The sequence below is a fragment of the Actinoplanes auranticolor genome (assembly GCF_018332655.1).
Taxonomy (GTDB): domain Bacteria; phylum Actinomycetota; class Actinomycetes; order Mycobacteriales; family Micromonosporaceae; genus Actinoplanes; species Actinoplanes auranticolor.
Map to the genome: position 1 here is coordinate 72,694 of NZ_BOQL01000018.1, position 19,604 is coordinate 92,297.

The following is a 19,604-nucleotide window of genomic DNA, read 5'->3' on the forward strand; positions in this document are numbered from 1 at the left end:
TACGGGGGTCTCGTCCCGGCGCGGCAGACCCTATGTAGAAAAACTGGTGAGGGTCCGCTACGGTGCCGGCATGACATCTCCTCTCCGGGTCACCGCGGCCGTGTCCAAGGTGCTGGCCGCGTTCCTGGAAGATCCGGCGGTCGACCGTTACGGCCTGGACCTCATGCGGGCCAGCGGTCATCCGAGCGGCACGCTCTATCCGATCCTGCTGCGCCTGCAGAACGCCGGCTGGGTGGAGGCGTACTGGGAGGACATCGACCCGGTCCAGGCCGGTCGCCCGGCCCGCCGCTACTACCGGCTCACCCCGGACGGTCAGGCCTCGGCGTACGCGGAGATCGCGGCCCTGCAGGCCCAGCTGAGCCGGGGCCTCGGCGCGGCGAAGCCGGCCACGAAGCCAGCGACGGCATGAGGCCGGTGGACCGCTTCGCCCGCTGGTGCCTGGCCCGGGCCGCCCGGCGCTGGCCGGCCGCGCTGCGCGCGGAGATGCACGCGGAGTGGCTGGCCGAGCTGGCCGCCCTGGAGGCCGGCCGGGCCACGGCCCGGGAGCGACTGAGGTACGCGTTCAGCCTGGTCGCCGCGCCGCCGATCCGGGACGCGAGCGGAGCACCGCGCGGCTGGGGCGAGTCGCTGGCCCCCGGCGCACCCGCCCTCGCCCTGCTGATCGCCGCGCTCATCACCCTGTCCGTGTCCGAATACTCGGGCAGCCTCGCCTTCCGGCTGCTCGAACAGGCCGGCGTGGAGCCGGTCTCCGCCGCCTCCGAGTGGCTGACCTCCGTGGTCGCGGCGGTCATCACGCTGGCCTGGTGCCTGCCCGCCGGACGGTGGCTGGGCCGGCGCCGGCCGTACTCGCGCTCCGGCCGGTTCGGTGACGCCGGCCCGGCCGTGCTCGCGCCGGTCACCTTCGCACCGGTGATCCTGCTCGGCGCGGTCCCGGACGGCGACCTGCCGTACGCGTCCGGTGTGCTGGCCGGCCTGCTGATCTGGGCGACCGGCATCGGGGCGATCGGGGCCGCCGCGGTACGGGCCGCCGGCCGGATCAGGGCCGCAGCGCTGATGCTGATCGGCGTGCCGCTGGTCTGCGCGCTCGCCGCGGTGGCGTCGGCCGTTCCGTTCGCGCTGGGCAGCCGCGACTGGCCGGCCACGATGCTGGCCTCGGTGACCATGGGCGGGGCGCCCCCGGAGTTCCAGGAGCTCGTCGACGGGGTCACCGGCCGCACGTTCTACTACCAGGGCCCCTGGGCGCTGCCGCTGGCCTGTTTCGCGGCCTTCACCCTGGCATACGGCTTCGGCGCGCTCCGGCCCCGTCGCGACGGGATCGCGGCCCCGGCGCGGGAGCCGGTCGCGCCTGCGGTTTCGAAGCCGATGCCGGTGGCCGTGGTGGTCGCCGGGGCGGGCGCGCTCGCCGTGGCGGTGATCGGCTGGGCGTACACCTTGACCATCCTCACGCCCGGGATGCAGGACGTGTCCCGGTCCGCGCCGATGCCCGGCGGCGACGGTGAGCTGGCCATGTGGACCGCGGAGCTGCGGGTCACCGCGATCCTGCTGGCCGTGCTGGCCACGCTGGTCGCCACCGCCGACCGCCGCTTCGGCCTGACCGCGACGCTGCTGGTCGGGGCCGGGTTGACGCTGGCCAACGCGGTGCTGCACCGGATGGACGTCACCGGAGTGGGCGGTCTGCGGCTCGCGTTGCTGGCCGGTGTGGTGCCGGTGGTCGCCGGCTGGCTGGTCTGCGGCCGCACGGTGCCCGGCACCGCGCGGCGCCGCGTCACCGTCGGGGTGCTGCTGGCCGCGGGCGTGCTGCCCCTGATCATGCTGCAGGGCACGCCGGGGGTGAACCACCCGTACCTGCCGATCGGGCTGAAGGTCACGACGATCGGGCTGGCGGTGACCGGGATACTGCTCGCGGTCGTCCCGGCGCTGGCTCTCAGCCGCCGTCCGGTGCCCACCTGGGCCGCGTTGCTGCTGCTCGGATCCCCGGTCGCGGTGACCGTCGGCGCCGGGCTGATCCCGCCGCCGATGTCCGATGACGACACCGGAGCGGCCCTGTACGCCGCCTTCGCCGCGCTGCCCCTCGCCGTCGTGTGCCTGGCGCTGCTACGCCGGCACCGGACGCGCAACCGCGGCCGGACCGCCGCCGTGTGGACCGCGCTGGCCGTGGCCGCGGTGCCCGGCACGGTCCCCGCTGTCGTGGTCGGCGGGTTGCTCCTGGCCTTCGTGCCGAATCTCGTCTTCGACATCGACGGCAGCGGCTACTCCTTCGACGGGCTGTCGTACGTGCCCGGCACGGCGACGCTGTTGCTGCCGCTGGCCGCGCTGGCCGCGATCCGCATCGACGGCGCGCCCGGCCCGGCTCAGCCGCGCGATCCCGCACCCGGCCCGGTGCCCCGCGCGGAATCAGCGAGGACGCCTGTCGCCGGCCGGCACTAGATCGGGAACCGGCCCTGCCGCCAGCGCCAATGACGCCCGGCCTTCAGGTGGTCGACGATCGCGCGCTGTAGCGTGGTGCGGCGCGGCAACTTCTCGAGCGGCGTGCTGAGGGTACGGAACACGAACCGCAGCGCCTCCACGTCGGCGTCCAGCCCCTCCGGCTCCGCGTAGGGCTCCAGCTCGAACCGGCGCTGGAACCGGACGATGTTGGAGTCCTCGGGCAGATACTCCCGCAGCTGCGGGTCGAGCAGCCACGAGCCGCAGGAGAACGCCGTGTAACGCTCCTCGGGAAAGTGTCGGGGGAAGAACGCACGGGCATCGTCGAGCGACGCCGTGACCGCCTCCGGGGTCAGCGGGCCGGCCTCGGGAATGTGCAGGCCGATGGCGGTGTCACCGCGCTGGTACTGCAGCCGGCCCAGCTCGTAGAGGCTGCCGCGCGCGTGCAACGTCAGCCAGCTCTGCATGACCGGCCAGCCCTCGCCGTGCATCCGCCGGTCGATGGCGAGGTTGCGGCCCAGATCAGCGAGGGTGACCCGGGACACGGCTTCCGGGATCCCGTGCTCACGGTGGCAAGCCGTCACCACGTCCACCAGGGCCAGGTACGCGTACACGTAGAGATGCCGCCAGGCGGGGCCACGCTCGCGCGGCAGCACCGGGCCGGGCGCCAGCCAGCCGTGGCCCCCGAGGTCGGCGCGGACCAGCGCGATCGAGCGGTCGAGCAGCCACCGCAGCTCCGGCGTCCAGTGCGGAGAATCCGCGTCGGGCCAGCCCGCCATGATCTCGGCGGCGTCGTCGGGCCGTACCGCCAGCCGGTCGAGGATCGCGGGCGCGTCCGCCTTGGCGGGCAGCGGAGCCGACGGCCGGTCTCCGGCGAGCCGGAGCACACGATCGACGTCCTCGACCGGCACGGCGAGCCGGGAAGCGGTGTCGTCCAGATCCACGCGCCCGACCCTACCGCCGCCGGATAGGTACGCCTTGCCGACGCGAGCGGCGCCGCGGCGGACCACCGCGAAGAAGAGCGCGATGACGAAGGCGGACCGTTCCGCGAGCCGGCTGCGCTGCGGCAACAGAGCGATCAGCCAGGCCAGGGCCAGCGCGTAGAGCCCGATGGAGACGGTGGACTTGAACGGCTTCAGCCAGATCGCGGCGCCGGTGACCACCCGGTCGACGGCGAGCAGACCGACCGCTGTGACGACGGTGAGCACTGCCATGGCTGCCGCCGGCACCATCATGGGCCGGCTCCGGGAGCCCACGCTCGCCCGTACCGCCGTGCCGCCCGGTCGTCCGCGCGTCGCCGGATCCGCTGTGTCGTTCCCAGGAAGTGCCATGGCCCGAGCCTGACCGGCGGCCCGAGGCGAAGCGTCCGTAGGAGTTGCCTATTTCGTCGCGCGGGCCGGGCCAGGGGGTACAAACTGGCCCCGGCAACCGGCTGCGACCGTCACTACCGTTGCCGGACATGGATTTCCCTGTGGTCGCACGACTCATCGACGCCATCAACGCGCACGACCTGGACGCGCTCACCGCGACCTTCGCGGACGACTTCACCAGCACGTGGCCCGCTCATCCGGCCCGCGCGTTCAGCGGCCCCCAGCAGGTGCGCCGGAACTGGGAAGGCGTCTTCCGGCAGTTCCCGGACATCCACGTCTCGGTGACCGGAACGGCCGGAACGGCCGACGAGTTCTGGGGTGAGTTCCACTACGTGCGCCCGGGCGCCGCGGACATGCGCGGCGTGATCGTCATCAAGGTACGTGCGGACGAGATCGTCCAGTCGCGGTTCTACATGGAAGAAGTCGAGGAGACCGCCGTCGCACACCCCATGCCGGGCGTCACGGCCGGAAACTGACCCCGCTGGCACAATGACCGGGTGCCCTGGGACAGCTTCGCGACCGCTCTGCGCGGAATGCGTGAACGCGTCTCCCCCGAGTCCGCCGGCATCGCGCCCTCCCTGCCCCGCCCCCGCCGGGTCCCGGGCCTGCGCCGGGACGAGCTGGCCGGCCGGGCCGGGATCTCCGAGGAACACATTCGGCGCATGGAACAGGGCCGCCGCCGGCCGTCGCCGACCGTCGTCGACGCGCTGGCGGCGGCCCTGCGGCTGAGCGCCGACGAGCACCACCACCTGCGTACGCTCGCCGGATTCGCCCCGCCGGCGGGGCGCGCCGGCCTGGTGCCGCGGGAGATCACCCCCGCGGCGCGCCGGATGCTCGACCGGCTGACCGAGGTGCCGGCCTGCGTCTGCGACGCCACCTGGTCGGTGCTGGCCGGCAATGAGCGCTGGGACGCGTACGCGTGCCCGGCCGGCGCGGCCCAGGGCCGCGACCGCAACATGGCCTGGCGGGTCTTCACCGAGGCGTCCTCCGACGTCTTCCGTACGCCCGAGCACGTCGCCGCCGTCCGCACGTCGATGGTCGCGGGCCTGCGCACCGCCGCGCAGCGCTATCCGGCCGACCCGGAGCTGCGGTCCCTGATCAGCGACCTGTACGCCCGCGGCGGCGCGTTCACCCGGCTCTGGGACGGCCCGCCCGACCAGCCGGACGGCCTCGACCGGCTGGACGTCCCCGACGGGCACGGCGGACGGACGTCGTTCGACAAGGACGTGCTGACCCTGGCACCGGGTGACCTTCGACTCGTCGTCTTCACCCGGCCCTGAGCGACGCATGCTGGGTACGCTGTTGACCCATGAGCACCCTGGCCGGCCGCACGATCGCGGCCCTGCGCAACGAGCACGACACCCTCGCGGGCACCGTTGCCGCTCTCTCCGCCGAGCAGCTCACCGGCCCGTCCGGCGCCGCCGAATGGACCATCGCCGACGTCCTGTCCCACCTGGGCAGCGGCGCGGAGATCACGCTCGCTGCTCTCCGCGCGGCGCTGGGCGACGCGGAGGCGCCCGGCCCCGACTTCAACCAGAGCGTCTGGGACCGGTGGAACGCCATGAGCCCGCAGGACCAGGCCGCCGGCTGGGCCGGGTCCGACGCCGCGCTGCTCACGGCCCTCGAGGCCGTACCGCAGGATCGGCACGAGGACATCAGGGTGCCGATGGGCTTCCTGCCCGAGCCACTTCCGCTGGCGTCGTTCACTGCGATGCGGCTGAGTGAGGTGACCGCGCACGTGTGGGATGTCCGCGCCGGTGCCGACCCGGCGGCAACGCTGCCCGAGAGCTCCGCCGAGCTGCTGGCCGAGCACCTCAGCGGGGGGCTGAGCTTCCTGCTGGGCTTCATCGGCAAGCCCGCGGCGGCCCGCGAGCCCGCCGTCGTCGAGGTCGGCGGGACCCCGTACCGCATCGTCCTGGACGACAAGGTCCAGCTCACCACCGAGGCCCTGGCCCCGACCGCGACGTTCATCGGGCCGCTGGAGGCGGCGGTGCGACTGCTCTACGGGCGGTTGACCCCGGCGTTCACACCGGCCGGTATCGAGGTGAAGGGCAACACCACGCTCGACGAGCTGCGAGCCGCCTTCCCCGGCTTCTGAGCGTCGACCTGCTCACCGCGGTCGCCGACGACGAGCAACACACCCAATGGCCGGTCCGGGCGAGTGGCAGGGCGGTCAGTGGCGGCGGCTCGTGGTCAGCGCCGCCCACAATGCATCGACGACGATGACGATCGTCCAGATCCGGCCGGCGCCGTAGAGCCAGGACGGGCCGGCGCCGCTGTCGCCGTCGCGGTGGCCGGTCATCAGGTCGACGCCGCCGGTGGCCAGGTCGAGCAGCCAGGACTGATCGAGCAGCAGCAGTCCGACCTGGACCACCGCGTAGAGCGCCGCGTGCTCACCCAAGCGCCGCCAGGAAGATCTGGCGGGCTCCGGAGATCCGGCCGGCTCCGGAGGAAGGTCGGGCTCCGCCCTGGAGCCGAGCGCGGGCGCCGCGTCGTCCGAAGCGGCGGCGGGAAACGCCGGCGCGGGCCGCGCGGGTGGATGGCCGGGCCCCGCAGACGGCGCAGGCTCGTGGCCGGAATCAGCAGCCGCAGACGGCGCGTCGCCCGGCCCGGCAGCCGACGCGGGCGCAGCGCCCGGCCCGGGCGGCAGCGCGGAAGCGGGATCCGGGACCGGAGCCGGCGGGCGGTCGGCTACGCCCACTGCGCGCACCGACCACGGCACCAGCACCGCCCCGGACAGGATCACCCCGGCCGCCAGCAGGCAGGCCAGCGCCCACGGGCCCACGTCGAACAGCACGCCCGCCGCGAGCGCCCCCACCAGACCGCCGAGCAGCACCGCCGCCTCGTACGCCCCCATCCCGCGACCGACCCGCGCCCCGGACGCCTCGGCGATCACCGCCTGCTGGATCGGGATCACCGCGGCCCAGGCCGTCCCGCTCAGCACCCACAGGCCCGCGATCACCCACGGGTTCGGCGCCCAGGCCAGGCCGGCCGCGAAGGCGGCCGACGACACCGACGCGACGGCCAGCACGCGGGTGCGGCCGAACCGGACGACGAAGCGGTGCAGGTACTCCGGGAGCAGGCCCATCACGACGGCGCCGGGCAGGAAGACGTACGCGATCTGCATGATCCCGAGGTCGAAGTCGCGTTGCAGGTGCAGCAGGAGCAGCAGGGCCACGGCCGACTCGGCGGCCATCGTGAGCGCCACCGCCAGCAGCATCGGCCGGAGCCGGCGCAGCACGCTGCCGGGCAGCGGCGGAGCGGGCGGCACCGCACGGGCGGGTGCGGCCAGCAGCACCGCGGCCGCGATCACGCAGGCCGCGGCGCAGGCCAGGAAGACTGCCCGGAAGCCGGTCGCCGCGAGCACGGACAGGCCGGCGACGAACGCCACCCATGCGCCGGTCTCCTCGGCCGCGGTCAGGCGCGGGTACACCGCGCTGTCCTCGGTGAGGCGCTCGCCGGCCATGGCGCGTACCGCGACCCACAGCAGCGCTCCGCCCACGCCGCCGATCGCCGCGGCCGCGTACGCGATCGCGAGGCCGCCCGCCAGGGCGTAACCGGCGCAGGAGAGCGCGTAGAGCAGGGCGCCGGCGGCCGCGACCCGGCGCCGGTCGTACGCGTCGGCCAGGTGGCCCGCGACCGGCCGGGCCACCACGGAGACCGCCAGTTCGACCGCGACCAGCACACCGACCTGGGTCGCGCTCGCGCCGAGGGCCGCGCCCGCCCACAGCGGCAGCAGGAAGTCGAGCAGTTCGCGCGGGCCGTTGGCGAGCGCGGCGGACAGCATGGTCCGTGATTCGCGTACCCGCGCGGATGTGGTCTGCGGGTTGCCGGAGACGACCATGCGCAGGACGTTACGGACGCGCGGCGGGCTCGTCGTCGGCCAAAGGATGTAGCAGGCCGGATTCGCGGGCGAGGATCGCCGCCTGGACGCGGCTGCGCAGGCCGAGCTTGGTGAGGATCCGGCTCACGTGGGTCTTGGTGGTGGCCGCCGCCATGTTCAGGCGGTCGGCGATCTCGCGGTTCGACCGGCCGCGGCCGATCTCGGCGAGCACCTGGCGTTCCCGGTCCGTGAGGTCGCCGAGCGGCGTGGTGGCGGGCGCCGTCGGCGGGGCGAACGCGGTGATCACCCGGCGGGTCACCTCGGGCGCGATCAGGCCCTCGCCGCGGGCGACGACCCGGACGGCGTTGATCAGCGACTCCGCGTCGGTGTTCTTGAGCAGGAAACCGGCGGCTCCGGCGCGCAGTGCCCCGTACACGTACTCGTCGAGGTCGAACGTGGTCAGCACGAGCACGTCGGCCACGCCGGCCAGCGCGCGGGTCGCGGCGATTCCGTCCATCCTGGGCATCCGTACGTCCATCAGGACCACGTCGGGGCGCAGGTCGCGGACCATGCCGACGGCTTCCCGGCCGTCGGCCGCCTGGCCGACCACCTCCAGGTCGGGCGCGGATTCCAGGATCAGGACGAGACCGCCGCGCACCGCCTCGTTGTCGTCCACCACCAGCACCGTCGTCACGGGACCTCCCTCGCCGCGGGCAGGCTCACCCGTACCCGGAAATGCCCGTCGTCGGCGCCGGCGGCGAAGGTCCCGCCGAGCAGCGACGCGCGTTCCCGCATGCCGACCAGGCCGGCGCCCGAGCCTTCGGCCGGGTGGACCTCGGGCGCGCCGACCGGGTTGGTCACGGTGAGCAGCAGATCGTCCGCACCGTACGCGATCTCGAGCGTGACCTCGTCGCCGCCGTGCTTCACCGCGTTGGTCAGGCTCTCCTGCACGATCCGGTACGCGGCCATGTCCACCGCGATCGGCAGGTTCCGCGGCTCGCCGTCGACCACCGTCCGCACGTCCAGGCCGGTCTGCCCGATCCGTTCGGCCAGCGCGGGCACCCCGTCCAGGCCGACGTCGACGCCGGGCCGGGCGGTGTCGTCCATCCGCAGCACCCGGATCGACTCGCGCAGCTCGGCGAGCCCGCGCACGGCGTGCTCGCGGATCACACTGAGCGCCTGTTCGCGCCGCGCGTGGTCGTCCGCCGGGAGGGCGAGCGCCCCGGTGGCGTGGATGGCGACGACGCTGAGATGGTTGGCGACGACGTCGTGCAGCTCGCGGGCCATCCGGGTGCGCTCGGCGGCGACCGCCTGCCGGTCGTCGAGGGCGGCGAGCCGGGCGACCTGCTCGGCATGCCGGCGATCGGCGGCGCTGCGGTCGCGCCACTCGCGGACCGACAGCCCGGTGATCACCGGCACGATCAGGATCAGGGCCACCAGCACGCCGTTGACCGCGGCCGGCGCGGCGCCCCGCTCCAGCAGCAGCAGCACGGTCACCGCGACGGTGGCCATCGCGCCGCACCAGAGCAGGATGCGCGGCAGCCGGCGCGACCCGTACACGCCGGCGTCGTACAGCACCTGGGTGTAGATCAGCACGGTGGCCAGTGACGGCCCGAGCACCTGGTCGGTGAGTGCGGCGGCGGTGCCCAGCAGCACCCCGCCGACCGGCCGGGCCCGGGTGATCCCGGCGGCCACGGACGCGACGACCGCGGCCCCGAAGAGCTGCCACCGCAGCTCGGTGGGCCCGTCGTGCGCGCCCAGCGTGAGCACCGCGGCGCCGGCGATCGACGCCACGATGATCAGCAGATCACGCCTCATGACCACCCATTGCATCATCCGACGGCGACAGCTCACCACCGGCGGCGGGCCCGCCGTCATTGTCAGGATCGCCGGCGTACTGCCACCGGCACGAAGATCATGCCGGCTCCCAGCGCGATCAGAGCCGCGCCCCACCACGGCAGCGCCGGGATCAACAGCAGAGCGAAGAACACGAGGGGTACGAAGACGAGCGAGTCCAGCAGGACGTGGCGGGCTGACCACTGCCGCAGACGGGAGAAGGACAACGCGGCGACGCCGAAGATCAAGCCGTAGACGACGAACGCCAGCAGTCCCAGCCCCAGCCCGCGGCGGTCGGCCATCGTGGCGCCCAGCACCGCGGCGATCACGAGGGCACCGCTGACGCGGGCGACTTTCGCGACAGGGCCGGCCACGCCGACAGCATGTCAGGGCGATCACCCCCCGTCGAGCCGCCGGCTAAGGTGCCGGGTCGGCGACGGCCGCCTCGGAGAATGCCAGCCGTCCTGCCGGAGCCCCTCCCCCACGCCGGTCAGCGACACAGCGGCGACACCGATGACGATGCCGCCGCTGTGCGAAGAGGATCTCTAGCTGACGAAGGTGCGCCGCCGGCGGGCCCACCAGGCCAGGGCCGCACCCGCGACGATCAGCGCGAGGGCGAGCGCGAGCAGCGCGGGCACCGGGACGCTGTCGCCGGTGATCGGCAGGCCGCCGTCGTCGTCGCCACCCTGACCGCCGGCCTGCGGGTCCGCGGAGTCGTCGTCCGCCGGGGGCTTGGCTGCGCCGCTGGAGAAGTCGACGCCGCCCATCGTGTAGATGTAGACCTGCCCGTCGGTCAGCTGGTTCTCGTCCCAGAACTTCTTGCCCGGGTCGGTCCTGGGGTTCGGCCAGCAGCAGGCCTTCGCGGACTGGTCCCGCAAGACCGGACAGACGTGGGACTTCACTGTGGACTCCCTGGACCGCCTGGAGCAGCTGCTGCGGGCCCGGTTCACCGGCTGGGACGACCTGCCCGCGGCCGAGGAGCCCGCGGTCATGGTGCCCGGGTGGTATCTCGGCGAGGTGCTCAACCGCGCGTACGGCACTGCGTGGCACCGCAACCCGGTCGAGCCGGCCCGTCCCGACCGGCCGCGGACCCCGTTCGTCCAGCTCCCGCCGGATCCCGCGGCCGACGACGAGGACCGGGACGAGGACGACGCCCCACCGGTCTGCAACCCGTTCACCGAGATCCGCGGCCTGCTGGTCCGCGGACCGGACGACCACTTGCGGGACGCTGTCACCCGGTACGAACGGTAGGCGGCCCGGCCGCTTTCCTTCGAGTCCGGAGAAAGCCGAGACGACGGTTGCGCTGCGGTAAATCTCCGCTTTACCACATGGCATTGGATTGCGCCGAGGTCCCGGCTTAGCCTCGTCAGCGTGGCGGTTTCAGCCGCGCGACGTGCAGCCAAGGAGCTCATCGTGTTCTTCGAGATTCGTCGTGAAAAGGCGGCACCGGGCCGCGGCCAGGAATTGGCCCGGTGGATGGACGAGCAGGTCATTCCCGTGCACGAGGCCGGCGGAATGACAGTCGTCGGCGCTTTCACCGATACCGCGGACGAAGACGCTTTCGTCTGGATCCGTCAATTCCGCGACGAGGAAGAACGGGAAGAAGTCATCGCCCGGGTGCACCGGGATCCCGTCTTCGGATCCGAGATCAGGCCCCGGCTCGGGGAGATGCTGGCCGGTGCGGCGGAGACCGTCCGGCTGGTGCCGACTGCCCACTCCAAGCTCGCATGAGCCTGTCCATCGACACCGGTGTCGCCGTGCCGATGCGCGACGGCGTCGCCCTGGCGACCGACCTGTGGCGACCCGGCGGTACCGGTCCGTGGCCGGTCCTGCTCGCGCGCACGCCGTACGGCAGGACCTCGACCGCCCACCTCGGCAACCCGAAGCTGCCCGACATCCGGGTCCTCGTCGAGAACGGTTACCTGGTGGTCGTCCAGGATGTGCGGGGCACCGCGGATTCTCCGGGCCTGCTCGAACCGCACCGCTTCGACGGCAGCGACACCGTCGACACCCTAGCCTGGATCGCCGGGCAGCCGTGGTGCGACGGGACCGTGGGAATGTGGGGCGCCTCGTACATGGGCTTCGCGCAGTGGCAGGCGGCAGCGCAGGCGCCGCCGGTGCTGCGCGCGATCGCTCCCCTGATGACCACGGCCGACCCGTACGCGGCCTGGCACTCGGCCCAGGGTGCGGTGGCGCAGAGCACGTTGCTCAACTGGTCGGCCCGCATGGCACTGGCCAATCTGGCGCGCCCGGAGAGCACCGGCCCGTCGGACGCCCAGGACGCAGCGGAGATCCGGGCCGCGCTGGACGACGTCGACAAGCTGATCAGCGGTCACAGCGCCATCGTCCGGGGCCTGCCCTGGCTCGGTGAGATGCTCGCCCATCCCGACTACGACGTGTACTGGAGGCAACTGTCCGCATTGGACCGGAGCGCGGCGATCACCGTCCCGGCGTTCAACCTGACCGGCTGGTACGACGTGTTCGCGCGAGAGGTTGTCCGGTCGTACACCACCATGCGCCGTAGCGGTGGCAGTTCGGCGGCCCGGGAGGGACAGCGACTGGTCATCGGCCCGTGGGGGCACGGCGACGGTGCCGACCTCGGAGTCTTCCCGGACCGTTCGTTCGGGCTCGCCGGATCCGTCAAGGCGGCGGCGGTCACGAGCGCGCATCTGCGGTTCTTCGACCGGTACGTGAAAGGCCACGACGACGTCGACACCGGGGCGCGGGTCCGCATCTTCGTCATGGGCCTCGATCAGTGGCGCGACGAGGACGACTGGCCCCTGCCCGACACCCGGTACGAGGACCACTTCCTGCACAGCGCCGGACGGGCCAACGGTTCGCAGGGCGACGGACGGCTGCACCCGGCCCCGGCAGCCGACGAGTTCAGCGACTCGTTCTCCTACGATCCGCTGCGCCCGGTCCCGACCGTGGGCGGAGCGACCCTCGGCGCCGGCGGACTCGCCGGCCCGGCCGACCAGGCGGACGTCGAACGTCGGGACGACGTGCTCTGCTACACCAGCGAATCGCTCGAGACGCCGCTGGAGGTCACCGGCCACGTCGCCCTCACCGTGCACGTGTCCTCGACCGCGGTCGACACCGACGTCACCGGCAAGCTTGTCGACGTCTTCCCCGACGGCCGCGCGATCATCCTCTGCGAGGGCAGCTGCCGGATGCGGTACCGGAGCTCGTTGAGCCGGCCGCAGCCGCTGGTGCCCGGCGAGATCGCCGAGGCGACAGTCGAGCTGGGCGTGACCTCCAACGTCTTCCTCCCCGGGCACCGCATCCGGCTCGAGGTCTCCAGCAGCGACTTCCCGCGATACGACCGCAACCTCACCACCGGGGTCGAGGTCGCGGTCAACCGGATCTTCCACGGACCGGAGCATCCCAGCCGGCTGACGTTGCCGGTGATCGCGAGGAACCCGTGAGCCCGCAGCGCGTCGAGGCGGACCTGCTGATCCCCGGCCGTGGTGACCCCGTCCACGACGGTGTCGTCGTGATGGACGGCCCGGTCATCACCTACGCGGGTCCGCGCGACGGTGCTCCGGCCGATGCCCCGGGGACCGAGCCGGTCCGGGCCCGTACGGTCATGCCGGGGATGTGGGATTGCCACACCCATCTCAACGGCGGCCGCCCGGGCACCTTCGATTTCGCCCAGCTGGTGCAGGAGCATCCCGCGACCCGCGCGGCCCGGGGTGCACAGAGCCTGCGCCGCGCCCTCGACGCGGGCGTCACGAGCATCCGGGAGCTCGGCGGGATGGGGTTGCATCTGGCCCCGGTGGTCAGCGAGGGGTTCGTGCCGGGCCCGGCGATCTACGCGGCGGGCTCGGTGCTGTCCGCCACCGGCGGCCACGGCGACATCCATACCCTGCCTACGGCATGGGTGCACGACTGCGGCCGCGCGGGCGCCGGCTTCCGGCTGGCGGACGGCGAGGCCGAGTGCGCCAAAGCGGTACGCGAGCAGCTGCGCCACAACGCCCGGATCATCAAGGTGTGCGCGTCCGGCGGCGTGCTCAGCGTCATCGACGACCCGATCCATCAGGAGCTGACGGTCCGGGAGCTGCGCACCGTCGTGGAGGTGGCCGGGCTGGCCGAACGCAGCGTCGCCGCGCACTGCCACGGCAAACCCGGGATCATGGCCGCGCTGGAGGCCGGCGTGCTGACCATCGAGCACGGCAGTTACCTCGACGACGAGGCCTGCGAGGCGATGACGGAGGCCGGGGCGATTCTCGTGCCCACCCTGACGATCGTGCAGGAGTTGCTGGACAGCGAGCAGCTCCCCCCGTACGCGCTCCGCAAGCTGCGGGGAATCGCCCGGCTCCACCGGGACAACATCGCCCGGGCCCACCGGGCCGGGGTACGGATCGCGCTGGGCTCGGACATCCAGAGCACCGGAGACGCTCCCGCCGCCTGGGGACGCCACGGGCGCGAAGCGGCGCTGCTCCACGAGATCGGCATGGAGCCGCTGGAGGTGATCGAGGCCGCCACCGCCAACGGCCCGGCCACCCTGGGCCGGCAGGCACCCCGCTCCGGACAGCTGCGGCCCGGCTACGACGCCGACGTCGTGATCGTCGACGGCAATCCGCTGCGCGACATCTCCCTGCTCGCCGACCCGTCCAGGATCACGGCGGTCTGGCGGGCCGGCATCCTGGTGAAGGGCCGACCGACAAAGTGGATCCCGAACGCATCCTGCTGCTGATCGTCGCCGGCGTGCTCGCGGGCGGGGTGAACGCACTGGCCGGCGGCGGCTCGCTCATCACGTTCCCTGCTCTGCTCATGACCGGCCTGCCCCCGGTCGAGGCGAACGTCACGAACTCCGTCTCGGTCTTTCCCGGCTACCTGTCCAGCGTGCTGGGCAGCCGGGCCGATCTGGCCGGTCAGCGGCACCGGATCCCGTGGGTGCTGCCCGCGTGCGTCGCCGGCTCCGCCGCCGGCTGTGCGCTGCTGCTGCTCACGCCCGCCCGCGCGTTCGAGCTCATCGTGCCGTTCCTGGTGCTGGCCGCGGCCGCGGCGCTGTTCTTCCAGGACCGGCTGCGCGGCATGGTCGGTCATCCGCGCTCGCTCGGCCCGCGCCGCCAGGCGATCACCCTGCAGATCGTCGTCTTCGCCGGCGCGGTCTACGGCGGTTACTTCGGCGCCGCGATGGGCGTCATGTACGTGGCCGCCCTCGCCCTGGTCCTCGACGAGACACTGAACCGCCTCAACGCCGGAAAGAACGTCCTCTCCGCCACCGTGGGCGCGGTCACCCTGCTGACGTTCGCGCTCTTCGGCCCGGTCGACTGGCTGGTCGTCCTGATTCTGGCGCCGTCGACGGTCATCGGCGGCTACGCGGGTGCGCTGCTGGCCCGGCGCCTGCCCACGCGCATTCTGAAGGCACTCATCGTCACTTTCGGCACCGCCATCGGCCTGGTCCTGCTGGCCCGGGCCCTCACCTGATCGATTGCGTCGCGGTAAATCATTGCTTCACCATTTCGCATTGGCTATTGCCCGGCATGTTTCTTAGCGTATTCACACGATGAACATCACGCCGCTGGAGTACCTGCACATTGCCGGAGTCGTCGCCGCTCTGGCCCACGCCCAGGACGACAAGGACTGGGCCCGTTTCCGGGAACTGTTCGCCGACCGGGTGACGCTGGATCAGTCCGGGCAGTCCGGCGCACCGGCCGAGGACCTGACGGCCGGTGAGCTGACCGCGAAGGCCCGCACCGTGCTGGAGGGATTCGCCAGCACGCACCATGCGAGCTCCAACCTGCTCGTGGACGCGACGAGCGCGGGCGTGACCTGCCGGGCGCACATGGTCGCGTATCACCACCTGCCGGTGCCGGGCGTCGACTTCTGCGTCATGCGGGGTTACTGGCGCCTGGAAATGATCCGGACGCCGCAGCAGCGGTGGCTGATCCGGCGCTGGGCCGTGGTGCGCACCGCGCCCTGGGAGGGCAACCCCGATCTGTACCGCATAGCCAGCAAGGGAAAGCACCGCGTCGTACCAGAGAATGCGAAGGGATCGACCACATGAGGGCAATCATCGCCGGCGGCGGAATCGTCGGGCTCACCAGCGCGATCGTGCTGCGGGCGGCGGGAATCGACGCCGTGGTGCACGAGCAGGCACCCGAGATCCGCGCCGCGGGCGCCGGGCTCGGGTTGTGGGCCAACGCGCTGGCCGTCTTCGACGAGCTCGGGCTCGGCGAGCAGCTCGCCGCCATCGGCCGGCCGGCCGAGATGTACTTCCGGGATCCGGCCGGCCGGCTCATCGACCCGCCCGGGTTCTCCGCCGACGACCACCGCTACCTGCTGGTGAACCGCCCGAAGCTCAACGCGTTGCTCGCCGACGCGGTGGGCCACGACAACATCCGTCTGAACTCGCGCCTCGCCGGCTACGACGAGACCGACGCCGGCGTGACGGCCCACTTCGACGACCGGACCTCCGCCGAGGCGGACCTGCTCATCGGGGCCGACGGCGCCTACTCGGTCGTCCGGTCCCTGCTGGTGCCCGGCAGCGACGCGATCGAGCACAAGGGACACCACGCCTGGCGTTCGGTCGTCCCACCGCCGCCCGGGGTCACCATCGACGGCAGCGTCATCGTGCTGGGCGAGCAGCGCACCCGTGGCGGGTACGTGCCCACCGCCGACGGCACCGTGTACTGGCTGGTCAATCAGTTCGACGCGGATCCGCTGGAGGGTACGCCGAAGCAACAGGCCCTGGAGCGGGCCCGGTTCCTCGATACGACGGGCTGGAACCCGGCCATGCTCGCCCTGATCGAGTCGAGCCCGGACGCCAAGATCCTGCACAACCAGATCATGCTCGTGCCACCGTTGTCCCAGTGGGTCTCGCGCCGTGTCGCCCTGGTCGGCGATGCCGCACACGCGCTGTCTCCGCACATCACCGCCGGTGCGTCGCTGGGCGTGGAGGACCCGCTGGTGCTCGCCCGGTTGCTCACCTCGGCCCCGTCGGTGCCGGAGGCGCTCGCCGCGTACCAGCGGGACCGGCTGCCGCATTACGCCCGGGTCAACGAGCTGTCCAGCAAGGTGGAGAACGCGGCGACCCCGGACGAGTTCGCCACCGGCTACGTGGCCTTCACCCACTGGATGCTCAACCGGTAGCGGCCGGCACCCGGCAGATCTCCACCAGGGCGGCCCGGACCTGCTCGCGGAGCCAGGCGTGGGCGGCGTCCGAGTCGTTACGCTGGTGCCAGGTGCAGTTGATCGGGGCCGCCGGCACCGGCAGCGGCAGCGGCCGCGTGATCAGACCGAGGCTGTCGACGATCGGCCGGCTGATGAGCGCGGTGGTGGTGACCAGCATGTCGCTGCAGCCGGCTATCCGCAGGGCCATCGTGAGACTCGCGACGGTGGCGACGACCCGGCGGCGCAGCCCTTCGGCGGCGAGCAGGTCGTCGATCGGGTCGGTCAGCCGGCCCCGCCGGGAGACGAGCACGTGCTGCTCGGCCGCGTACGAGAACAGGTCGAGGCTCTTGCCGCACGGATGATCCGGCCGCATCGCCACAGTCAGGGAGTCGTGGCCGAGCGTCTCGGAGCGGAACTCGGACAGGCTCGGGCGGCCGGTGCCGAGTTCCAGGTCCACGTGGCCCTGCCGCAGACCGCCGGTGTCGACGGTGCTCTCGCCCAGGATCCGCAGCCGTACGTGGGGCGCCTGGGCGTGGATCCCGGCGACCAGCACGGGCGCCAGCGAGGTGGCCAGCGCGTCGTTGCACTGGATGGTGAAGATCCGGTCCAGGGTCGCCGGTTCCACCTCGCGGCGGGGGATCAGCACGTCATGGGCCTGGCGGATCAGCCGGCGCACGTCGTCGCGGATCGCCAGCGCGTACGGCGTGGGCGTCATCGAGCGGCCGGTGCGCACCAGGATGTCGTCGCCGGTGAGCTTGCGGAGCCGGCCGAGCGTCCGGCTGACCGCCGGTGAGGACAGGTGCAGCCGCTCCGCCGCGCCCATCACGCTGCGCTCGGAGAGCAGGGCGTCCAGCGAGGTGAGCAGATTCAGATCTACGGGCATGCCCCGACGCTAAGACAGTCCCGTGATTATCACGAATGCATCTTTGGTATCGAGCCATTCCACCTGTGATAATCCGACGATGGAAATGCTGGACATGAACCTGATGGTGGCGCTCGACGCGCTCCTGACGGAGAACAGCGTCACCGCCGCCGCGGCCCGGCTGCACACCTCACCGCCGGCCATGAGCAGGTCCCTGGCCCGGCTGCGCCGCCTGCTGGGCGACCCCCTGCTGGTCCGCGCCGGGCGCGACATGGTGCCCACCCGCCGCGCGCTCGAACTGCGCGGTGAGGTGCACGACGTGATGCGGCGGGCCAGGATGGTCTTCGAGCCCTCGCCGACGTCCGATCCGGCGCACACGGTGCGCGTCTTCGACCTGCGCATGTCCGACATCTTCTCGATGAGTGTGACCGCGCAGCTCATCACCGACGTCCGGGCGCAGGCACCGGGCATCACCCTGCGGCTGCGTCCGGAGGGCAGCGATGACACCGGGATGCGCGACGGCCTGATCGACCTCGACGTCGGCATCCTCGGCCGGCACGACCCCGAGGTGCACAGCGAGCCGTTGTTCACCGAGACGCTGGTCGGGGTCGTCCGGCCGGAGCATCCGTTGGCCCGCAAGGCGAAGGTGACCGTCAGGCAGTTCGCCGCGGCCGACCACGTCGGCGTCTCCCGCCGGGGCCGGCGTCGCGGACCGATCGACGACCGCCTCGACGAGCTCGGGCTCACCCGCGACGTCGTGGCCGTGGTGCCGACCTACGCGGCGTCGCTGTTCCTGGCCCGGGCCACTGACGTCGTCTGCATCGCGCCCGCGCGCGCCGGGCGCGACACCGTCACCGCGCTCGGGCTGCACACCTTCGAACTGCCGCTGAGCCTGCCGACTCCGACGATCGGGATGGCCTGGCATCCCCGCAACGACAGCGACCGTACCCACCAGTGGCTCCGCGACCGCATCCGCCGGGTCATCGCTCCGGGACGTCCGTGACTGCGTTGCGGCGCATGTGCAGGCGGCGGATCAGCTCGATCGCACCGGACAGGATGAGCGCCAGCCCCAGTCCCACCCCGAAGGCCAGCAGTGCGTTGTCCTGGAAGAGAACGCCGCCGACGTAGCCGGTCAGCACGGTGTAGGCACTCCAGGCGGTGCCCCCGATGATCGTGAACAGGACGTAGTTCCGGTAGTTGTACCGGACCGTTCCCGAGGTGATGGTCACGAGGTAGCGCCCGACCGGGATGAACCTGGTGCTCACGAGGATGAACCCGCCGCGGGTGTGCAGGTGCCGGCTGATCCAGTTGTGCGTGGCCCGCCGTTTGGAGCCCGGCGGCAGGCGCTTCTCCAGCACGAAACTCAACCGCCGGCCGAACGCGTACGGGATCTGGTCGCCCAGAAAGGCGCCGAGGGCGGTGGCGGCGATGACCAGCGCCAGGTTGGTGACTCCCGTGGCGGCGAACACGCCGGCGATGATGATGACCGGTTCGCTGGGGATCAGCGGCAGGAACGAGTCGAGCAGCGACACCGAGATCAGAATCAGATACAGCCAGTGGGACGCTGCCAGCGACTCGGTGAGTCCGACCCAGTCGATCACGGCGTTCTCCCTCATCCGGCGTGGATTTCCACCTCGCCGTCTGAAGGTAGGAAGGAACTGCCGTTATCACCAGTGCATAGATGGTAGGGAGTCATTGCGCCTGCCGGAATCCGAACTGCTCGGGAAAGGTCCAGCCGAAGCGCAGGGCGGCCGGCCGAACAGTCCCATGACGACCGCGAGCCGGCGAGCCCGATCACGATGACGCCGAGCACGTCGATGCGGCGATGCCTCTCCCCCGCCGCGAACAGGGCGCCCTGCAGGCCGCCGAGTCCCGCGGCGAGGAGTTCGATCCACAGCGCCACCGGGAAAGACGTGACGGACACGCGGTCACCCTCCGGGCAGCTCGACAGGCCGGCTCACGAGGCGTTCTGCGCGGCGGTGACGATCACGTCGGCGACGACGCCGGCCCGGGTCACGTACAGGGCGTGGCTGGCCGGGACGTCGGTGATCTGCGCGCCGGCCCGCTTGGCCATGTGCTGCAACATGGCCCGGTCGAACGACTTGTCGTCCGTGGCGATGACCGCCCAGGTCGGCTTGTCGCGCCAGGCGCATACTGGGCACAATATGTT

The 19,604-nt window shown here is 72.4% G+C and carries 23 protein-coding genes; 13 read left to right on the top strand and 10 right to left on the bottom strand.

Annotated elements, in window-relative coordinates; all coding sequences use genetic code 11:
- Positions 1 to 70 precede the first annotated feature (70 nt).
- Complete coding sequence (locus Aau02nite_RS09635; protein WP_212987990.1) at positions 71 to 409, top strand: PadR family transcriptional regulator; 339 nt, start codon at positions 71 to 73, stop codon at positions 407 to 409.
- Positions 406 to 2,427, top strand: coding sequence for a hypothetical protein (locus Aau02nite_RS09640; protein WP_212987991.1), 2,022 nt, complete (start codon positions 406 to 408; stop codon positions 2,425 to 2,427). Before Aau02nite_RS09635 ends, Aau02nite_RS09640 begins: the two co-directional genes overlap by 4 nt.
- On the opposite strand, the gene Aau02nite_RS09645 is transcribed toward Aau02nite_RS09640, so the two are convergent.
- A complete protein-coding gene (locus tag Aau02nite_RS09645) occupies positions 2,424 to 3,638 on the bottom strand; it encodes an acyltransferase domain-containing protein (protein ID WP_246595022.1) in 1,215 nt (404 codons plus the stop codon). The two genes, Aau02nite_RS09640 and Aau02nite_RS09645, sit on opposite strands and share 4 nt — an antisense overlap.
- Before the next feature lie 245 nt (positions 3,639 to 3,883).
- Between Aau02nite_RS09645 and Aau02nite_RS09650 the strand changes: the two genes are divergently transcribed.
- Genes Aau02nite_RS09650 through Aau02nite_RS09660 form a run of 3 tightly spaced genes read left to right on the top strand, consistent with a single transcriptional unit; the run spans position 3,884 to position 5,892 of the window.
- Positions 3,884 to 4,270, top strand: a complete 387-nt coding sequence (locus tag Aau02nite_RS09650; protein ID WP_212987992.1) for a nuclear transport factor 2 family protein — start codon at positions 3,884 to 3,886, stop codon at positions 4,268 to 4,270.
- 21 nt (positions 4,271 to 4,291) lie between these two features.
- Positions 4,292 to 5,074 carry a helix-turn-helix domain-containing protein gene (locus Aau02nite_RS09655; RefSeq protein ID WP_212987993.1) on the top strand — a complete coding sequence of 261 codons (783 nt, stop codon included), beginning with the start codon at positions 4,292 to 4,294 and terminating at the stop codon, positions 5,072 to 5,074.
- A 29-nt stretch (positions 5,075 to 5,103) separates the two neighbouring features.
- On the top strand, positions 5,104 to 5,892 hold the full coding sequence (locus tag Aau02nite_RS09660; protein ID WP_212987994.1) for a maleylpyruvate isomerase family mycothiol-dependent enzyme: 789 nt from the start codon (positions 5,104 to 5,106) through the stop codon (positions 5,890 to 5,892).
- 75 nt (positions 5,893 to 5,967) lie between these two features.
- On the opposite strand, the gene Aau02nite_RS09665 is transcribed toward Aau02nite_RS09660, so the two are convergent.
- The 5 genes from Aau02nite_RS09665 to Aau02nite_RS09685 form a co-directional block, all read right to left on the bottom strand.
- On the bottom strand, positions 5,968 to 7,638 hold the full coding sequence (locus Aau02nite_RS09665) for an MFS transporter (protein WP_212987995.1): 1,671 nt from the start codon (positions 7,636 to 7,638) through the stop codon (positions 5,968 to 5,970).
- Positions 7,639 to 7,648: 10 nt separating this feature from the next.
- Positions 7,649 to 8,311 (bottom strand): response regulator, encoded by a 663-nt coding sequence (locus tag Aau02nite_RS09670; RefSeq protein WP_212987996.1) that lies wholly within the window; start codon positions 8,309 to 8,311, stop codon positions 7,649 to 7,651.
- Positions 8,308 to 9,435 (bottom strand): sensor histidine kinase, encoded by a 1,128-nt coding sequence (locus Aau02nite_RS09675; RefSeq protein ID WP_246595023.1) that lies wholly within the window; start codon positions 9,433 to 9,435, stop codon positions 8,308 to 8,310. The genes Aau02nite_RS09670 and Aau02nite_RS09675 overlap by 4 nt, the downstream gene beginning before the upstream one ends.
- Positions 9,436 to 9,497: 62 nt before the next feature.
- Positions 9,498 to 9,827 (bottom strand): hypothetical protein, encoded by a 330-nt coding sequence (locus Aau02nite_RS09680; protein ID WP_212987998.1) that lies wholly within the window; start codon positions 9,825 to 9,827, stop codon positions 9,498 to 9,500.
- A 171-nt stretch (positions 9,828 to 9,998) separates the two neighbouring features.
- Complete coding sequence (locus Aau02nite_RS09685; RefSeq protein ID WP_212987999.1) at positions 9,999 to 10,355, bottom strand: hypothetical protein; 357 nt, start codon at positions 10,353 to 10,355, stop codon at positions 9,999 to 10,001.
- Between the two features lies 1 nt (position 10,356).
- On the opposite strand from Aau02nite_RS09685, the gene Aau02nite_RS09690 reads away from it, so the two are divergent.
- The 7 genes from Aau02nite_RS09690 (at position 10,357) to Aau02nite_RS09720 (ending at position 16,551) form a co-directional block, all read left to right on the top strand.
- The gene (locus tag Aau02nite_RS09690) at positions 10,357 to 10,704 is read left to right on the top strand and encodes a hypothetical protein (protein ID WP_212988000.1); all 348 of its coding nucleotides are present in this window, start codon (positions 10,357 to 10,359) and stop codon (positions 10,702 to 10,704) included.
- A gap of 120 nt (positions 10,705 to 10,824) precedes the next feature.
- Entirely contained in the window at positions 10,825 to 11,184 is a 360-nt protein-coding gene (locus Aau02nite_RS09695) for an NIPSNAP family protein (RefSeq protein WP_212988001.1), read from the top strand.
- Entirely contained in the window at positions 11,181 to 12,878 is a 1,698-nt protein-coding gene (locus tag Aau02nite_RS09700) for a CocE/NonD family hydrolase (protein WP_212988002.1), read from the top strand. The genes Aau02nite_RS09695 and Aau02nite_RS09700 overlap by 4 nt, the downstream gene beginning before the upstream one ends.
- A gap of 71 nt (positions 12,879 to 12,949) precedes the next feature.
- On the top strand, positions 12,950 to 14,149 hold the full coding sequence (locus Aau02nite_RS09705; RefSeq protein WP_212988312.1) for a metal-dependent hydrolase family protein: 1,200 nt from the start codon (positions 12,950 to 12,952) through the stop codon (positions 14,147 to 14,149).
- A complete protein-coding gene (locus tag Aau02nite_RS09710; protein WP_212988003.1) occupies positions 14,122 to 14,886 on the top strand; it encodes a sulfite exporter TauE/SafE family protein in 765 nt (254 codons plus the stop codon). Before Aau02nite_RS09705 ends, Aau02nite_RS09710 begins: the two co-directional genes overlap by 28 nt.
- Before the next feature lie 79 nt (positions 14,887 to 14,965).
- On the top strand, positions 14,966 to 15,466 hold the full coding sequence (locus Aau02nite_RS09715) for a nuclear transport factor 2 family protein (RefSeq protein WP_212988004.1): 501 nt from the start codon (positions 14,966 to 14,968) through the stop codon (positions 15,464 to 15,466).
- Positions 15,463 to 16,551: an FAD-dependent monooxygenase gene (locus Aau02nite_RS09720; protein WP_212988005.1), complete on the top strand. Its 1,089-nt coding sequence runs from the start codon at positions 15,463 to 15,465 to the stop codon at positions 16,549 to 16,551. The genes Aau02nite_RS09715 and Aau02nite_RS09720 overlap by 4 nt, the downstream gene beginning before the upstream one ends.
- Here Aau02nite_RS09720 and Aau02nite_RS09725 read toward each other — a convergent pair.
- The gene (locus Aau02nite_RS09725) at positions 16,541 to 17,455 is read right to left on the bottom strand and encodes a LysR family transcriptional regulator (RefSeq protein ID WP_212988006.1); all 915 of its coding nucleotides are present in this window, start codon (positions 17,453 to 17,455) and stop codon (positions 16,541 to 16,543) included. The two genes, Aau02nite_RS09720 and Aau02nite_RS09725, sit on opposite strands and share 11 nt — an antisense overlap.
- 79 nt (positions 17,456 to 17,534) lie before the next feature.
- Between Aau02nite_RS09725 and Aau02nite_RS09730 the strand changes: the two genes are divergently transcribed.
- On the top strand, positions 17,535 to 18,437 hold the full coding sequence (locus tag Aau02nite_RS09730) for a LysR family transcriptional regulator (protein ID WP_212988007.1): 903 nt from the start codon (positions 17,535 to 17,537) through the stop codon (positions 18,435 to 18,437).
- Here Aau02nite_RS09730 and Aau02nite_RS09735 read toward each other — a convergent pair.
- Genes Aau02nite_RS09735 through Aau02nite_RS09745 form a run of 3 tightly spaced genes read right to left on the bottom strand, consistent with a single transcriptional unit; the run spans position 18,415 to position 19,598 of the window.
- On the bottom strand, positions 18,415 to 19,035 hold the full coding sequence (locus Aau02nite_RS09735; protein ID WP_212988008.1) for a DedA family protein: 621 nt from the start codon (positions 19,033 to 19,035) through the stop codon (positions 18,415 to 18,417). The genes Aau02nite_RS09730 and Aau02nite_RS09735 overlap by 23 nt on opposite strands.
- Before the next feature lie 11 nt (positions 19,036 to 19,046).
- Entirely contained in the window at positions 19,047 to 19,358 is a 312-nt protein-coding gene (locus tag Aau02nite_RS09740; RefSeq protein ID WP_212988009.1) for a hypothetical protein, read from the bottom strand.
- 33 nt (positions 19,359 to 19,391) lie between these two features.
- Positions 19,392 to 19,598: a hypothetical protein gene (locus tag Aau02nite_RS09745; RefSeq protein ID WP_212988010.1), complete on the bottom strand. Its 207-nt coding sequence runs from the start codon at positions 19,596 to 19,598 to the stop codon at positions 19,392 to 19,394.
- Positions 19,599 to 19,604 lie beyond the last annotated feature (6 nt).

What these genes read in the sequence shown, in the direction of transcription:
- Aau02nite_RS09635 (WP_212987990.1), top strand. Translation starts at nt 71, where the DNA reads ATGACATCTCCTCTCCGGGTCACCGCGGCCGTGTCCAAGGTGCTGGCC.
- Aau02nite_RS09640 (WP_212987991.1), top strand. Translation starts at nt 406, where the DNA reads ATGAGGCCGGTGGACCGCTTCGCCCGCTGGTGCCTGGCCCGGGCCGCC.
- Aau02nite_RS09645 (WP_246595022.1), bottom strand. Translation starts at nt 3,638, where the DNA reads ATGGCAGTGCTCACCGTCGTCACAGCGGTCGGTCTGCTCGCCGTCGAC.
- Aau02nite_RS09650 (WP_212987992.1), top strand. Translation starts at nt 3,884, where the DNA reads ATGGATTTCCCTGTGGTCGCACGACTCATCGACGCCATCAACGCGCAC.
- Aau02nite_RS09660 (WP_212987994.1), top strand. Translation starts at nt 5,104, where the DNA reads ATGAGCACCCTGGCCGGCCGCACGATCGCGGCCCTGCGCAACGAGCAC.
- Aau02nite_RS09665 (WP_212987995.1), bottom strand. Translation starts at nt 7,638, where the DNA reads ATGGTCGTCTCCGGCAACCCGCAGACCACATCCGCGCGGGTACGCGAA.
- Aau02nite_RS09675 (WP_246595023.1), bottom strand. Translation starts at nt 9,435, where the DNA reads ATGAGGCGTGATCTGCTGATCATCGTGGCGTCGATCGCCGGCGCCGCG.
- Aau02nite_RS09700 (WP_212988002.1), top strand. Translation starts at nt 11,181, where the DNA reads ATGAGCCTGTCCATCGACACCGGTGTCGCCGTGCCGATGCGCGACGGC.
- Aau02nite_RS09705 (WP_212988312.1), top strand. Translation starts at nt 12,950, where the DNA reads ATGGACGGCCCGGTCATCACCTACGCGGGTCCGCGCGACGGTGCTCCG.
- Aau02nite_RS09715 (WP_212988004.1), top strand. Translation starts at nt 14,966, where the DNA reads ATGAACATCACGCCGCTGGAGTACCTGCACATTGCCGGAGTCGTCGCC.
- Aau02nite_RS09720 (WP_212988005.1), top strand. Translation starts at nt 15,463, where the DNA reads ATGAGGGCAATCATCGCCGGCGGCGGAATCGTCGGGCTCACCAGCGCG.
- Aau02nite_RS09725 (WP_212988006.1), bottom strand. Translation starts at nt 17,455, where the DNA reads ATGCCCGTAGATCTGAATCTGCTCACCTCGCTGGACGCCCTGCTCTCC.
- Aau02nite_RS09730 (WP_212988007.1), top strand. Translation starts at nt 17,535, where the DNA reads ATGGAAATGCTGGACATGAACCTGATGGTGGCGCTCGACGCGCTCCTG.